The organism is Acinetobacter lwoffii (assembly GCF_024129435.1).
Classification (GTDB): domain Bacteria; phylum Pseudomonadota; class Gammaproteobacteria; order Pseudomonadales; family Moraxellaceae; genus Acinetobacter; species Acinetobacter lwoffii_F.
Map to the genome: position 1 here is coordinate 120383 of NZ_JAMXXN010000008.1, position 16271 is coordinate 136653.

General features: G+C 43.9%; 14 protein-coding genes and 1 pseudogene. 3 read left to right on the top strand and 12 right to left on the bottom strand.

Annotated features, from left to right (window positions below):
- Positions 1-46: 46 nt before the first annotated feature.
- From NI455_RS07675 to NI455_RS07730, 12 genes are all read right to left on the bottom strand, one after another.
- On the bottom strand, positions 47-1363 hold the full coding sequence (locus tag NI455_RS07675; RefSeq protein WP_253113410.1) for a carbohydrate porin: 1317 nt from the start codon (positions 1361-1363) through the stop codon (positions 47-49).
- Between the two features lie 60 nt (positions 1364-1423).
- Positions 1424-2884: a right-handed parallel beta-helix repeat-containing protein gene (locus NI455_RS07680; RefSeq protein ID WP_253113411.1), complete on the bottom strand. Its 1461-nt coding sequence runs from the start codon at positions 2882-2884 to the stop codon at positions 1424-1426.
- Between the two features lie 27 nt (positions 2885-2911).
- Complete coding sequence (gene aroD, locus NI455_RS07685) at positions 2912-3769, bottom strand: type I 3-dehydroquinate dehydratase (protein ID WP_253113412.1); 858 nt, start codon at positions 3767-3769, stop codon at positions 2912-2914.
- A gap of 152 nt (positions 3770-3921) precedes the next feature.
- The gene (gene pcaG / locus NI455_RS07690; protein WP_078389927.1) at positions 3922-4551 is read right to left on the bottom strand and encodes a protocatechuate 3,4-dioxygenase subunit alpha; all 630 of its coding nucleotides are present in this window, start codon (positions 4549-4551) and stop codon (positions 3922-3924) included.
- Between the two features lie 15 nt (positions 4552-4566).
- Positions 4567-5292 carry a protocatechuate 3,4-dioxygenase subunit beta gene (pcaH, locus tag NI455_RS07695; protein ID WP_253113413.1) on the bottom strand — a complete coding sequence of 242 codons (726 nt, stop codon included), beginning with the start codon at positions 5290-5292 and terminating at the stop codon, positions 4567-4569.
- A gap of 26 nt (positions 5293-5318) precedes the next feature.
- Positions 5319-5753 (bottom strand): 4-carboxymuconolactone decarboxylase, encoded by a 435-nt coding sequence (pcaC, locus tag NI455_RS07700; protein WP_100535257.1) that lies wholly within the window; start codon positions 5751-5753, stop codon positions 5319-5321.
- Between the two features lie 14 nt (positions 5754-5767).
- Positions 5768-7123 (bottom strand): 4-hydroxybenzoate transporter PcaK, encoded by a 1356-nt coding sequence (pcaK, locus tag NI455_RS07705; protein ID WP_253113414.1) that lies wholly within the window; start codon positions 7121-7123, stop codon positions 5768-5770.
- 42 nt (positions 7124-7165) lie between these two features.
- Entirely contained in the window at positions 7166-7954 is a 789-nt protein-coding gene (gene pcaD / locus NI455_RS07710) for a 3-oxoadipate enol-lactonase (protein WP_253113415.1), read from the bottom strand.
- Entirely contained in the window at positions 7951-9306 is a 1356-nt protein-coding gene (gene pcaB, locus NI455_RS07715; protein WP_253113416.1) for a 3-carboxy-cis,cis-muconate cycloisomerase, read from the bottom strand. The genes pcaD and pcaB overlap by 4 nt, the downstream gene beginning before the upstream one ends.
- Positions 9307-9328: 22 nt before the next feature.
- Positions 9329-10534 (bottom strand): 3-oxoadipyl-CoA thiolase, encoded by a 1206-nt coding sequence (gene pcaF / locus NI455_RS07720; RefSeq protein ID WP_100535254.1) that lies wholly within the window; start codon positions 10532-10534, stop codon positions 9329-9331.
- A 72-nt stretch (positions 10535-10606) separates the two neighbouring features.
- The gene (locus NI455_RS07725; RefSeq protein ID WP_100535253.1) at positions 10607-11254 is read right to left on the bottom strand and encodes a 3-oxoacid CoA-transferase subunit B; all 648 of its coding nucleotides are present in this window, start codon (positions 11252-11254) and stop codon (positions 10607-10609) included.
- A 13-nt stretch (positions 11255-11267) separates the two neighbouring features.
- The gene (locus NI455_RS07730) at positions 11268-11948 is read right to left on the bottom strand and encodes a 3-oxoacid CoA-transferase subunit A (protein ID WP_100535252.1); all 681 of its coding nucleotides are present in this window, start codon (positions 11946-11948) and stop codon (positions 11268-11270) included.
- A gap of 279 nt (positions 11949-12227) precedes the next feature.
- On the opposite strand from NI455_RS07730, the gene pcaU reads away from it, so the two are divergent.
- The 3 genes and pseudogenes from pcaU (at position 12228) to NI455_RS07740 (ending at position 15998) form a co-directional block, all read left to right on the top strand.
- The gene (gene pcaU, locus NI455_RS07735) at positions 12228-13052 is read left to right on the top strand and encodes an IclR family transcriptional regulator PcaU (protein ID WP_104472292.1); all 825 of its coding nucleotides are present in this window, start codon (positions 12228-12230) and stop codon (positions 13050-13052) included.
- 169 nt (positions 13053-13221) lie between these two features.
- A pseudogene (locus NI455_RS15555) lies at positions 13222-13538 on the top strand (hypothetical protein); the annotation flags it as partial.
- A 288-nt stretch (positions 13539-13826) separates the two neighbouring features.
- Complete coding sequence (locus NI455_RS07740; protein WP_253113417.1) at positions 13827-15998, top strand: TonB-dependent siderophore receptor; 2172 nt, start codon at positions 13827-13829, stop codon at positions 15996-15998.
- Positions 15999-16271: the final 273 nt, after the last annotated feature.

The following is a 16271-nucleotide window of genomic DNA, read 5'->3' on the forward strand; positions in this document are numbered from 1 at the left end:
CAACAGTATTGCTTACATTTTAAACACTCTTTCACTTTAAATACGGTTAAAAATTCACCTTAACGCTAAGACCCGCCACCCAAGCATCATCCACTTCTTTCACGCCAGAAGGTTGATAGATATATTGCAGGTTGGGTCTGAGCATCACCGCAGGTGACCACTGATAGGTATAGTTCAACTCAACATTGAGTTCGTCATGTTGAATTGGGACATAGTCACTGGCAAGCACGTCATAACTGTAATAACCACGGCCTTCGTTGGTGGCTATTTGCTTATCCGTCACACGATCATTCACCACATAGTTGGCCAAACCAAAACCGATGGAATCATTTGGACGGCTATCGAATGGACCTTTGTACCAAAGTGCCAGTTGTTGTGTACTTTCTACAAATGTTGTGTCCTTATCGTTCACTACACCATTAAAACTGATATATAAACCATGCTTCGGATCAGCTCCGTGTTGGGTCAGTTGTTGTTGTGCATTCAGCCAAAAACTGTATTTTCCATCTTGCATTTCACCACTGCGAATGTCTTTTGACTCAGCCGTGGAATACAACGCGCCGATTTTATATTCACCAGGCAAGCCATTAAACGAGGCTAACTTTGGTTTCCAAGCCAACTCTACAGGAATGGTAGCCCCTTCGACATTGTCCATATCAAGGTTAAAGCCATCACTGTCTGAATCTGTTTTGACATTGTCTGGATTAACTTCATAGACCCCAACGCCAAATGACCAGTCTGGTGCAAATTGGTATTTAACATTGGTGCCCCATAAACTGACAGGCCAGTTATACCAAATCGAACCGATGGATTTTCCAAGCTGTCCGCCACACAAAAGTAAATTCTGAAATTCACATTGCGAACTATTAAAGTCATCCGACATGCCCATACGACCAATCTTAAATTGAACGCGGTTATCATCAAATCCAGTTTTGATCCAAGCCTGAGTTAAGCGCCAAATTTTGCCACGACCATAAATTTCTTGGCTGTTGCCCAAGGTACTGGCACGAGGGTCTTTAATACGTTCAAGCGTTAAGGCATTACCTTCACGTTTGGTAATCATCAAGCCTGCTGTGGTATTTTCCCAACCTGCAATTTTATTCAAATCAAAATTAGCACCTAAGGTTAGCTGCCCTGCATTTTCCAAGATATTGTCATCGTTATAACCACCATCCAGATTGGTTGCCGCCTGACTCATAATTGCCGCAGTAAATTTATAGCCTTGATCTTCCAGTTGCTTCCGTTCACCGTTCCAATCCCCAAATAACCATTGACGATCAGCCGAATAAAATTCATTTGCAGAAGCCAGTTGGCAAGTTAAAAGTGCCAAAGATAATGTGCCAAGTTTTAATAGTTGTTGCATACCAAACATCCTTTTTTGTGAGGAAAGCTCAACTAAAGTGAGCTTTCCATGCGGTTTTTATTATTTAATGCGAACGGCTCGGCTGAGTTCAGAAGTTGCACCTAAATGGTCGGTTACATTCGCTGTCACACTTGCAGCACCACTCAGTGCTTTCCAAGACGCTTGACCTTGACCTTGTGCATTGGTTGTGAGTACTTGAGCCCCTAAGTACTGCTCAGCTTCGTGACTATTCGCTTGGCGGTTGGCAAAGAATTCAACTTGGTAGCGTTGATTTGGTTGCCCTTGAACTGTAGCGGTGACTTGTCCTCTGCTATAGCTTAAACTCGGTGCTTGGATGTTTTGGTTTGGCATCGCATTACAGCTTTGCTCATTTGGCTGCGTGCAAGTTTTTTGAAGTTTTGCATCTTCAATCACCACACCGCCACCACGAGAACCGACAAAACCTGTGTGCTCAAGTGCTGGCACAGCAAATACAATGGCACCCAGACGTTGGTTTGGTACACATGAACCGCCTGCTTCACAACGCTTAATATCTTTACCATTGCCCCAAATTAAATTTTTGGTCAGCGTGGTACGTGCATTGGCATCTTTTTCAGAACGTACTGCAATCCCAATGCGGTTACCATGCACTTTGTTGCTGTCAAAGATGTTGCCATCACCGGTGAGGTTAAAGCCAATCGAGTTATTGGTCAGCTCGTTATAGGCAACGTAGTTACGTTTACCCCAGTTAATTTGCAAACCATCAGAATAGTTTTCAAACTTGTTGCCCACTACTGCGTTGTCATTGCCCCAAAGAATTTCAATACCCTGAGATGGTTCTGGGTTAGCTTTGGTTGAAGTGAACAGGTTATTCGCAACTAGGTTAAATGCCGCACCACGCGTCAGCTCTAGACCATCGCCATTGTCTACAAACAGGTTATTTAAGACCTTGTTGTTATTGGTGGTGGTTGAAGTTGGATTACCTTTACCATCATCACCTGTCAGCATCACACCTGAACCACCGTAGTTATTACTGATGCGGTTATGCTGAATTAAGTTGTTGCTCGAACGGTTAATCAGGACACCGATACAGAAACGGTGGATATCGAGACCTTTTAAAGTCACGCCATTGACATCTTGCAGCACCAGACCCGGCAAACTCGTGGTACGGACGTTGGTGCCATACTGCTCTGGGTTTGCGCCTGGGCAGGCTTTAGCACCTTGGCCTTTAATGTAATTAGAGCCATCAATGGCAATAAACTCACCAGTTTTGTCCCACTGGGTACCAATAATTTTCACTGAAGATTTGATTGGTGGTAAAGCTTGATTCAGCTTAATCACATAAGGGGCTTTATCAACTGCTTGAATCTGAATTTCATTTTCTTGCGCTGCATTGGCATTCGATTGTTCAATTGCCCACCGTAATGAACCTTTCGCACTATCGTCCTGATAGCGGTCAACAATATAAGTTTCTGCACTGGCAAAACCTGAAGCCACTAAACCCAATGCCAAAGTCGTTAAACGTAAAGTTAATGATTGCATCTTTAAATCCTTTTATGTCTCTGAGTCTTAAGGTGTAGGCTGAACAGTTTTAAGGAACTGTTTAAGTTGAGTCACATCAATTTGACCTGGTGCTGACGCCTCACCAATCATGCCAAAACTTAGGCTACCACCCATGTTGGCAGTAGCGACACGCGAGATCGTGCCCAATTGCCCCATCGACATGGTCAGTAATGGTTTTTGACTTTTTTGGCTCACAGCAAGCGTTGCATTCATCAGGGTAAAGACATCTTGTTTAGATTTCGGCATCACCGCTATTTTCAAAATATCTGCGCCCATTTGGTCTTGTTTCAGCAAACGGTTTTCAATTTCTTGTTGTTCTGGGGTTTTATTAAAATCGTGATTCGACATGATCACCAACACATGTTGATCATGCGCCAATTTGGTCAATTTTGCCACGCTGCCTGCATCACGGAACATCTCGATATCTAGCAATTGCATAAATGGAGCTTTTAGATATTCGCGATAAATTTTTTCATAGTCTTGATCAGACACCGTCATTTTTCCGCCTTCGTTATGGGTACGAATGGTGGCAATCAGTGGTTTGTCTTTTAAAATTTGATTCAGCTGCTTACCAAGTGCAATGACTTTTTTCGTGTCAGCAGAAAATGCGAGTAAATCGATACGAAACTCAGCCACATCTGCGCTTGGGTTGCTGGCAATCACTTTCGCTTGGGCAATGGCTTGCTCTGCTGTCTTTGCGGTAATCGGCACAATAGTTTTGACAGGTAAGTCACCAATATTGAGGTTTTTCACCATATAGTGTTGTGTCGTAGGGGCAACTTCGGCTGAAAATGCCGTAGGCATTGCCGCTAAAACAGCACTGCTTAAGCAAAGTTGCATCGCAATCTTTTTGATTGTCATCATTACATTTCCTTGTATTTACAAACTATTGCCTGACTTCTGTTATCAATGGCAAATATACGTGGGATGAATGAAATGGGTCATACCATCACCACGCATAATTTTTTTTACCTTTAGTATTAGTTCAAGATGTCTCGCACTAAATCTTGGAAAATTCAGATATCTAAAAAGACCGTTTCATCTTCACCTTGAATACGAATGTCAAAGCGATACACCACTTCACCATCACGCTCTTCACGTTTTGCAATGAGGGTTTGACGACGTGGTGCCCACTCAATGCCTTTCAGTACAGGATCTTGTGCATTGGCTTCAGCTTCATCTTCAAAATACACACGGGTATTCAAGCCAATGTTAATCCCGCGAGCAAAGATGATCAGTGCAATATGCGGTGCCTGAGTTGTGCCTTTACGGCCCGGAACCGAACCCGGTTTAATGGTATTGAAACTCCAAAAACCAGTTTCGAAGTCTGCGCCTGTACGTCCCCAACCGAGGAAGTTTGGATCGACCGCTTTGCCTTGAATATCCGCCGCACTTGGATACACGCCGTTGGCATCCGCCTGCCAGATTTCAATCAATACATCACGTAGCGGCAAACCTAAGCCGTCAAACACTTGACCTTCTAAGCGAATACGTTCGCCTAAAGTATTTTCTTTAACTAACTGGTTATTAAAGTTATTTTCAAACACTTCGATGTTGGCTTGTTGTGGCAACAAACCAATGTGTACGTATGGTCCACCTGTTTGAGATGGCGTTTCATGCAATTCTTGAAAGTTCCAATGGTTCATGTTGTTCTCCCTGAATTAAGTCAAATCATTTTCGAAGTAAGTCGCACGACGACCACGTAAAGTGATGTCAAAGCGGTAACAACGGCTGTCTGCTTCAATAAAGTTGCTCTTGTCTTCCAAGGCAATCAATGCACGACGTTGTTCTTCCGAAGGAATGGTTTTAATAATTGGACACGAATCAATCAGCGTATCGCCTTCAAAGTAGAACTGCGAAATGAGGCGCTGCGCCCAACCATCGGCAAGTAAAGAGAAATGAATATGTGCAGGACGCCATTCATTAATACGGTTACGCCAAGGGTACGGGCCTGGCTTAATGGTACGGAACACAAAATAACCATTGGCATCGGTCATCATGCGACCACAACCACCAAAGTTCGGGTCCATCGCACCAATAAACTGGTCATTTGGATGGCGATAACGACCTGAAGCATTGGCTTGCCACACTTCGAGCAAAGCATTTTTAACTGGGCGCCCAAACTGATCACGCACATAACCATGCACAATAATGCGCTCGCCGACTGGCAAACCTTCTTTGGCATAGTTCAAAATCAAATCGTTATCTTTAGGCCCAAACTGTTCCACACTAAACTGTGGTGAAGTCACTTCAGTTAAAGTTTCTGCAATCGAAATCAACGCATTTTTGGGCGAGCGTAATACACTGGTTTTATAGCCGGGTGCATATGCTGGCGGATGATCTTCGGTATTGCGTTGTGCATAAGCACCTAAAATAAGTTGCGACATGTGACGTCCCTCTTAATCTTGTTCCATTACTCTTGATTTGTTGGTTCTTGGCTAAGCTGCTGTTCGCTCAACTTTTGCGGGGCAATGCCCAAATCTGCAAAAACTTCTTCTGCCATGTGCATGGCTGCATTGGCTGCAGGTAAACCGGCATACAATGAACAGTGCAAAATCAATTCTTTTAAGTCGTTCTTGGTCACACCATTGTTAAAACAAGCACGTAAATGCATACGCAATTCGTCTTCACGGCCCAATGCCAATAACACGGCAATGGTGACTAAGCTACGGGTGTGGCGCGGCATGCCTGGTCTAGACCAGACTTCGCCCCATGCAAAACGGCTAATAAAGTTTTGGAAGTCGGCATTGAAATCATTCAAGTTCTCAAGTGAACGACCGACATGCTTTTCACCCAGCACTTCGGTGCGTACGGTGATTCCTTGTTCATAACGTTGTTCATCATTCATGGGAGAAACCTCAATTAGGTCGCATCGGTATGTGCAACCAGTGATTTAACAAAAATAGCGACTGCTGCTGCTGTTGCTGGAATTAACAGCAGACTTAAAATAGCTGTAAACGACCAGTCATTGCCGAGTAATACCGCACCGATCCAAGCACCAAATACCGCACCAAAACGTCCAATCCCAGACATCCACGCCACACCTGTTGCACGGCATTGGGTTGGATAAAAACGAGCACTGAGTGCTGGCATTGCCGACTGCGCACCATTAATTGCAACACCTGCGCAAAGCACTAAAATGGCAAGTAAGGTTGGATTTGCTAAGCTCTGACCAACGGCAAAGGCAAAGATCCCAGCGACAAAGTAAAAGCCTGCAATAATGCGGTTCGGGTTGAAACGATCCATTGCCCAGCCAATAAATAAAGCACTGAGGACACCGCCAAACTGGAATAAACCACCGATAAATGCAGCACGTTCCATCGTTGCGCCAGTTTCACGCATTAAGGTTGGTAACCAACTGGTGAGTAGATAAATCATCACCAAACCCATAAAATAGGTCAGCCACAATAAAACCGTGCCTTTGACATATTTCTGAGAGAACAGCATGCCAAACACACCGTTCTTCTCTCCACCTTCCGTTTTTTCTTCAGGTACATGAAACTCAGTAATACCATGTACTTGCGTCGGTGCAATACGCGTTAGAATTTTGCGAACTTTTTCGGGGTCACGACCTTTCACAATCAAGAAACGATAAGATTCAGGTAAGAAGAAAATCACCAAGATCATCAAAATCAGTGGCGACCAACCGCCCAGTAAAAACAAGCTGTGCCAACCAAAGGTTGGGATCAACCAACTGCTGATGAAACCACCTGTTGCCATACCCAAGTTGTAACCACAGAACATACAGGTCACGAGTAGCGAGCGAGAGCGCTGCGGGCAATATTCAGAAAATAGTGTGGTTGCATTCGGCATCGCAGCACCCAAACCAATACCGGTTAAAAAGCGAAGGACCACCAAGGTATTTAAGTCCGCCGCATAGGCTGATGCCAAAGTAAAGCCACCAAAAATCAGCATCGAAACACTTAAAACAATCTTTCGCCCAAAGCGGTCAGCGGTTGGGCCAGACACCAAAGCACCAATAATCATGCCGCCTAAAGCAGCACTCATCACAGGACCGAGTTGCGAGCGGTCTATCCCCCAGTCTTGTGCCAAGGCTGGAGCAATAAAACCCATTGCCGCAGTATCAATACCATCAACAAAAACAATGAGAAAACATACAATTGCGATCAACCACTGATATTTGCTAATCGGTGCATCATTAATCAGTGCTTGTGCGTCTATACTCGTTTTTTGAGTAGCGTATTCCTGAGACGCCATACCTGCCTCCTTGGGCTGAAAGTCCTTTTAAAAATCCTTAAACTATTGAAGCGATCCAATGAACTGACTGAGGGTTTGGGTAAACAGCTCAGGTTGCTCAATATTGGAAAGATGCGATGTATCAATCACCGCTAATTCACACTTTTGAATCTGTTGTTGCATAAAGATGCCATCTGCCACTGTAGTAACTGGGTCAAATGCGCCTGCAATCACTAAAGTTGGAATCTGAATCTGTTGAATTTGAGTAGATAGATCTGCTTGCGCGAGCGCTCGGCAAGATTCTGCATAACCCAGTGCTGGTGTAGTCGCTAAAGATTGAATAGTGCGCTGCGCCAAAGCATCGTGTTGATAATCAAACTGCTCACTAAACCAGCGTGTATGCGTAGTCGCGACCAAGTCTGCTAAGCCATTGGGTGCCACAGCATCTGCACGCGCATTCCAACCCTCTTCAGTCCAAATTTTGGCTGCTGAATTCGCTACAGTGATGCTATGAAAACGATTTGCATGGTGAATACCGAGCCACAAAGCCGTCATGCCGCCCATTGAAATCCCGCAAAAATGCGCTTTTTCAATGTTTAAACCGTTCAGAATATCAATCACATCTTCTGCAAGGTTTTGTACAGTGGTCTGCTCAATCACATCACTTTGCCCATGACCACGCGTGTCATAAGTCACCACTTTGAACTGCTGTTCGAAGGCAGCAACTTGCGGCTGCCACATGCCTTTATCTGTACCCAATGAGTTTGAAAATACAATCACAGGTGCATGGTCTTGCCCACTGATTGCAACAGATAAAGTCTTGCCTTGACGATTGGTCATCGTGATATTCACTTTGCCTCTCCTTTTGCTTCCCGCAAAACCGCATCAATCTGGTCTTGAATATTGCCGAGATATGACGCGGGTTTAAAAATTTCTGAAATCTGAGCTGAACTAAAATAGGTTTTGACTGGATCGAGTTCAGTAATGACCTCTTTTAAGTGAACACCTTTTTCAACCGCTGTTTTACATGCTGCTTCCACCAAATGATGGGCCTGTAAGCGCCCCATATGCGGTGCCAAAGCCATCATCACCGCTTCCGCCATAATTAAGCCTTGGGTACATTCCAAGTTACGCTGCATATTTTCAACATTGACTTGCATGCCTTGTAACACATCCAGAGTCCGCTCCAATGCACCTGCACAGAGTTGGAAAATTTCAGGCAATGCCAACCATTCTGCATGCCATCCACCTAGACTACGCTCATGTTCCTGCACCATGCTTTGATACAAACTCGACATCAACACAGGCACACGATTGGCTGCTGCTAAAACCGATGCCGCAGCGACAGGATTACGCTTGTGTGGCATCGTCGATGATCCCCCACGCCCTTTAGCTGCCGGCTCAAACACTTCTGCAATTTCAGTTTGCATCATCAATGACCAGTCACGCGCCATTTTGCCCAAGCTACCTGTCACTATTGCGAGAACACTCGCCACTTCGACAATACGGTCTCGTTCACCATGCCAAGTACAATTTGGGACTGAAAGCTGTAGCTGAACGGAATAAGCATGAACTACAGCAGTACCTTGTGCTTGCAATGAAGCCAATGAACCAACGGCACCGCCTAATTGAGCAGTAAAAACACGTGCTTTCATGGCTTCAATACGGGCTAAATCACGATAGAATGCCGAGGCCCAACGCGCGAATTTATGCCCCAACGTAATCGGTAAACCTTGCTGCAACCATGTGCGTCCAATCATCACTTGTGAGCGATACTGTTCAGCTTGGGTCAATGCAGTGCGATAACATTGATGAATTAAAGCTTCAACATACGTCATTGCAGCACGACATTGCAAAATACAGGCAGTGTCTAAAATGTCTTGACTGGTTGCGCCCCAATGCACATAACGTGCAGCATCTTCATCACTTTGTTTCACAATCGCAGTGAATTGCTTCACAAAAGGAATCGCGATATTGCCCGCCAAGCCTGTAGCAACAGCTAAAGCATCAAAGTCAATCTGATCGAGTGCAGTTGCTGCTATGTTTGAAATTGCTGTTGCCGAAGATTCTGGAATGACACCGACCTGAGTCTGCGCTTGTGCCAAGGCAACTTCAGCCTCAATCATGTATGACACCAACGCGCGATCACTGAAAATTTCAGTCACCTCGTTTTGGTAAAATAAGCTGGCATATAACTGGCTCATGATCGCTATCCTTAACTCTGCTTTAAACGCGCTGAATAATCATTGCAATGCCTTGACCGACACCAATACACATTGAACACAGGGCATAAGTACCACCGGTTTGTTCTAATTGGTTTAAAGCTGTGGTGACTAAACGCGCACCCGATGCACCGAGTGGATGACCAATCGCAATCGCACCACCATTTGGATTCACTTGGGTCGTATCGTCTGCAAGACCAAGATCACGGGTAACGGCCAGTGCTTGTGCCGCAAAGGCTTCATTCAACTCAATCACATCCATCTGCTCAATCATGAGATCAGCTTGTTTGAGTAGCTTTTTGATGGCAGGTGCTGGCGCAAAGCCCATGATGCGAGGTTCAACCCCCACAGCCGCAGAGGCAATAATCTTGGCACGTGGTTTTAGCTGGTATTGTTCTACTGCTGCTTCTGAAGCAATCAGTACAGCAGCTGCACCGTCATTGATGCCGGATGCATTCCCCGCAGTGACAGTGCCTTCTGCTGTCACAACAGGCTTGAGTTTGGCTAAACCTTCTAATGTAGTTGATGCACGTGGATGTTCATCCGTGTCGATCACAATCGGATCGCCCTTACGCTGTGTAATATTCACAGGGATGATTTCATGTGTAAAAAAGCCCTGAGCTTGCGCGGTTGCGGTGCGCTGTTGACTCGCTAAGGCAAACTGATCTTGATCTGCACGATCAATGTTAAATTGTTGTGCCACGTTCTCTGCAGTTTGTGGCATGGTGTCTACACCATACATCGCTTTGAGCTTAGGATTAATAAAGCGCCAGCCCATGGTGGTATCTTCAATCTTCTGGCTACGTCCATAAGCTGTTTCCGATTTGCCCAGGACAAAGGGTGCACGAGACATACTTTCGACGCCACCTGCAATGATTAAATCCGCTTCGCCGGCTTTAATCGCACGCGCTGCCATTGCAATCGCATCTAAAGATGAGCCACATAAGCGATTCACAGTCGTGGCTGGAACTTCGACAGGTAAGCCTGCAAGCAGTGCAGACATACGACTCACATTACGGTTGTCTTCACCCGCTTGGTTGGCGCAGCCATAGATCACATCATCGACTTGTGTCCAATCAACACTTGGATTACGTTGCATTAAGGCTTGAATTGGAACTGCACCCAAATCATCGGCACGGATTGGAGCGAGTCCACCTGCATAACGGCCGAATGGGGTACGGATGGCATCGATAATATATGCAGTTTTCATATTTAATTTTCCCTTTATCTAAAATCCCCTAACCTCTCTTTTTCAAAGAGGGGTTAGGGGGATTTATTATCCTTATGTCGCATCCACTAATAGTGCACCCGTCATTGCCTGCAATTCTGCAAAGCTTAAACCGTCGACTTTCTCTACCACTTTCAAGCCTTCAGCAGTGACATCAATCACGCATAGGTCGGTATAAATACGATCGACACACTTCAAACCTGTTGCGGGATAGCTTAGTTCAGCTACGATCTTCGGTTCACCTTGTTTAGTCATATGGTCGGTGGTGATAAAGACTTTCTTAGCACCGACGGCTAAGTCCATTGCACCACCAACAGCAGGAATCGCATCAGGTGCACCAGTATGCCAATTAGCCAAGTCACCATTAGCTGCCACTTGAAAGGCGCCAAGGACTGCAATATCCAAGTGACCACCACGCATCATTGCAAAAGAATCGCCATGGTGGAAAAAAGCACCGCCTTCGAGCATGGTCACATATTCTTTACCCGCATTAATCAACTCAGGGTCTTCTTGACCTTTTTCAGGTGGTGGACCAAAAGCCAATAAACCATTTTCAGAATGTAAGAAAACGTCTTTGTCTGAAGGCAGGTAGCTGGCAATTTTGGTCGGTAAACCAATACCGAGATTGACATATGCACCATCGGGAATATCTTGTGCCACACGTTCTGCAATTTGGTTACGGCTGAGTTTTTGATAGCTCATGATGTTCTCCCGATTACACAGCAACAGGTTCAGGTTGAACCTGTACCACGTGTTGAACAAAAATACCTGCGGTGATGATGTGTTCAGGGTCTAAAGCCCCTAATTCCACCACTTCAGAAACTTGGGCAATGGTCACGTTTGCTGCCATCGCCATAATCGGGCCAAAGTTACGTGCAGATTTATGATAAATCAAATTGCCCCAACGATCGCCTTGCTGCGCTTTAATCAAAGCAAAGTCTGCTTTAATTGGATATTCCAAAACATAATCTTTACCGTCGATGTGACGGGTTTCTTTGCCTTCAGCCAATAAGGTGCCATAGCCGGTTGGGGTAAACACTGCACCTAGGCCCATACCAGCTGCTTGAATACGACAAGCCAAGTTGCCTTGTGGAACCAGCTCTAACTCAATTTTGCCTGCACGATAGAGTTCATCGAAGACCCAAGAGTCGGACTGACGCGGGAATGAACAGATGACTTTTTTCACGGCACCGGCTTTGAGTAGCTTGGCTAAACCATAGTCACCATTACCAGCATTATTGCTAACGATAGTAAGGTCTTTGATACCGAGTTGAATTAAGCCATCGATCAGTTCCGCAGGCTGTCCTGCGGTACCAAAACCACCAATCATGATGGTTGAGCCGTCGGTGATTTGGGAGAGCACTTCCGCGAGGGATGCCGCGCTTTTATCTATCATTAGATAACTCCATTGTGCATCATGCAAATTTGAAAAGGCGCGGAAAACTAACTTATACTGGAAGATGATTCAGCTAAAACCACATTCCCTAGTTTTTTAGTTCGATTTCCTTATCTGTTCATTTTTTATAATTTTTCCGCTTTGGGATAGATAGTGACCGCAGGTTTTGTTCGATCATCGAACAAAAAATCTACAGATCGAACAAAACCTGATTATTTCACTCTGATTTCACGTTATAGTAAAAATAATGAATTAATAAAAATCGAAAAAGGAAACATGATGGAAGAAGCAGCTGGGACAAAAGAAAAGCGTCTTCAACACAAAGACAATAAAAAAACTATTCGACATGAAGATTTTGTCGCAGGTATTAGTAAAGGTATGGCTATTCTCGACAGCTTTGGTACTGACCGACATCGTTTAAATATCACTATGGCGGCGGAACGCACAGGCATGACTCGTGCTGCAGCACGACGCCATTTACTTACCCTTGAATATTTAGGCTATTTAGAATCTGATGGTCATTATTTTTATTTAACCCCTAAAGTTCTAAAGTTTTCAGGATCTTACTTGGGTGGTGCACATCTTCCTAAAATTTCTCAGCCTTTGCTAAACCTGCTCACCAATCAAACCTCACTCATTTTTTCAGTTATGGTTCTCGATGGCTATGAAGCCATTACCATTGCACGCAGTGCCGCGCACCAGCAAACGGATCGTGTCAATCCTTATGGCCTGCATTTAGGAAATCGCTTACCTGCACATGCAACATCGGCAGGCAAAATTTTACTGGCCTATCTCGATGATCAGGAACAATGTGAATGGCTGAATCAGTATCCACTACAACGCCTAACCAAATACACCCATTCTAACAATGAAACGTTTCTTGCCTTATTGCACGAAATTCGAGAGCAAGGTTGGTGCTATTCATGTGAGGAACATGAATTGGGCGTACATGCCCTTGCCGTTCCGATATATGGGCAACAGTTAAAAGTGGTTGCCGCCTTAAATATTGTTTCCCCTACCATGCGCACAACCAAAGAGTATTTGATTCAACACATACTGCCGTTACTACAAGAAACCGCACGCGAACTACGTAATATTTTATAATTTATCAAGGCTTTGTTTCAAAAAGATTTAAAGATTATAGCTAGCCGAATTTACTCAGGAATAAGTGACAATTTGGGTATGAAATCGGCCTAATTTTTTAGATTTATTTAATACTCCCACACGTGCATGGTAATACCCCCATTTTTAATAGAATTAATGGGGGTATTACCAGAGTAAGCCAAAGTCAGACACGGTTTTATTATAGCTTTGTGCAGTATGGGCTATGCGGGCATACAACCCCCACATGGATTTAGACATATTGCCAGCACCTTATTCAACACTCGTGGCTTTGATGAACGCCATATTGAAACAACACTAGCACACGTTTAGGACGGCATAGCAGGCGTATATAACAAGGCTCAATATTTAGATGACAGCGCAAGCATGATGCAACAGTACGCAAATCATAGAGAAAAAATTGCAGATCAGAGCTTCATCCAGTTAATAAGGCAAAGTGACAAGACTTGTCGCACTACTAGCCCATAAAAAGTCCAGAAGCCTTTGAAGCAGTCTCAAAATGAGGCTTTCTCGTGTCTAAGATACTGGAGGCAGCCTACTGTAAATTTTCTGGCTCACTATAGGCTTAATTGTGAACAGTAAATATCAACAGCCGCTAATTATTCCTGCAGCTTTATTGCCGGCAAACCATTGCAAATGAGTCTCATTTATATATACTTTACACAATTTTTTTGAGCCTAGTTGGCAATCCTGTTTGTTCACTGGATCGCCACTCTTTTTTTACCTTTCATGTTTTTATATTACTTAGGTATACTTATGTTTGCTTTTTCCCCACGTAAAAATTTAATTACTGTTGAAGTTTTAAAACATAGTAGCCCCTTACTTTTATCCCTAATCCCTATGATGTCTTGGGCAGAAGCTACCGCAATTCAACCGCAACAACTAGAAACTATTAAGGTTAAGGCTGAAGCAGACTCAAGTTATATCGCAACACAAACGGCGTCGACCCTCAGAGGCAAACAAAAAAATCTAGAAAGCCCCCAAACTGTAAACGTTGTATCTAAGCAATACTTGAAAGATTATTTACCTGCGAACTTGGACAATGCACTCACCCAAGTCAGCGGCATTACACAGGGTAATACTTTAGGGGGCACACAAGACACGGTAATGAAACGCGGCTTTGGTGATAACCGTGACGGTTCAATTACCGTAAATGGTATGCCAATTGTGCAAGGCCGCACCATGAATGCGGCAGTTGAACAAGTTGAAGTCTTAAAAGGTCCATCTTCATTGCTCTATGGCATTATGGACCCGGGTGGTGTGGTCAATGTCATTACAAAGAAACCTGAGACGACTCAGAAAACTGAACTTTCCGTTTACGGTTCAAGCTTTGCAGCAGGAAAAAATGGCTTAGGTGCAAGCATAGATACCACAGGTGCAATTGGTGATAGTAATTTTGCTTATCGCTTTATTGCAGATCATTCCGACGCCGACTATTGGCGTAATTTTGGTAATCTCAAACAGACTTTAATTGCACCGTCTGTTACATGGGATAATGGTCAAACTAAAGTGAACCTGAGTTATCAATATCGTCACTTTGATGTACCTTTTGACCGTTCTACCGTTTTTGACCCGAAAACCAACAAAGCCCTACCGATTTCTAAATACCAACGTCTAGATGAAGCCTTTAACCAAATGAAAGGCGAAGATCATTTGGCTCAATTGTTAGTTGACCACCAGATTAATGACAACTGGTCAGCTCACTTAGGCTATACCTACAACTACGAAACTTATGATGCTAACCAGTTACGCATAACCAAATTAGATACTACCAATCACACCGTGACACGCCGTACCGATGCGACTTTAAATGCTCAGAGTGAAGATAGTAATGCTCAAGCCTACATCAATGGTTCAACCAATCTGTTTGGTTTAAAGCATGATATTCAACTTGGTTCAGACATCGAATACCGTAAATATTTCCGTCCAGATATGGTTCGTGGCAGCAGCTCAACATTAGATTATTTAAATCCAAGTTATGCAACTGTTGAAGCATCTCAAAATTTGGTCGCGTCAGATAGTGACCAAACCGATAAACTGCATACCTATGGTTTTTATGTGCAAGATGCAATTCACTTAAATGAAAAATGGATTGCTGTACTGGGTGGACGTTACCTGAACTATCAACAGACTGCTGGTCGTGGCAGACCGTTTAAAGAAAACACCAACACTAACGATGATGCTTGGCTTCCACATGCAGGTTTAGTCTATAAATGGAATGATCAGCTTTCATTCTATGGTAGTTATACTGAGTCACTTAAACCGAACTCTACAATCGCTCCCTTGGGCAATGCGGTTATTGACTCTGATGTTCAACCTGAACAAGCCAAGTCTTATGAAGTTGGCGCGAAATATGAGTTAAATGATCGCGTTAAAGCCAACTTTGCACTCTACGATATTAAAAAGCGTAATGTCTTAGCTAAAGTGACGAACTCATCGACCAATGAAGTCGAATTGCATACGACAGGTGCCGTGCGTTCTAAAGGTGCGGAGCTTGACCTGACAGGACGTGTGACCGATCAGCTTGATGCGACCCTGACCTATGCCTATACAGATGCGAAAGTGACTGAAGACGAAACTGGCCTTGAAGGCAATCGCTTAAATAATGTAGCAAAAAACACAGCTTCTTTAGCCTTGGCCTATAACTACGGCGAACTTTACAACGGTAATTTACATTTTGGTATAAGCGGTAACTATGTGGGCAAACGTGCTGGCGATTCGGAAAATACCTTTGACCTGCCTGATTATGCCCTTGCCAATGCCTTTGTCAGTTATGACACCACCATTGCCAAGCAAGCAGTCACTTTCCAATTTAATTTAAACAATATCTTTGACACCACTTACTACACAGCCAGTGTAAATAATTTAGCCGTGTCTCAAGGTGACTCTCGCCAAGCGGTATTACGTGCAACCTTTAAATTTAGGTAGTATTTCCAAAAAAATGCCAAGATTAAATGAAGCCCTGATTGATCTAAAAGAAGGTTAAGTCGAAAGGCTAACCTTCCTGAAAATAATTGAGTTTAAAAGGACTTTGTTGCACATACCTATTTGTAAAAGCTTTTTCAGCAATAATTTTCAGAAATAAAGTCACATTTTGAAGTGTTTTATATTAGGGTCTGTTGACATTTACTGTTCATAATTAACCCTATAAAGGTAGCCATAAAAATATACAGGCTAAAGCAACAGAACTTTGATAATTTC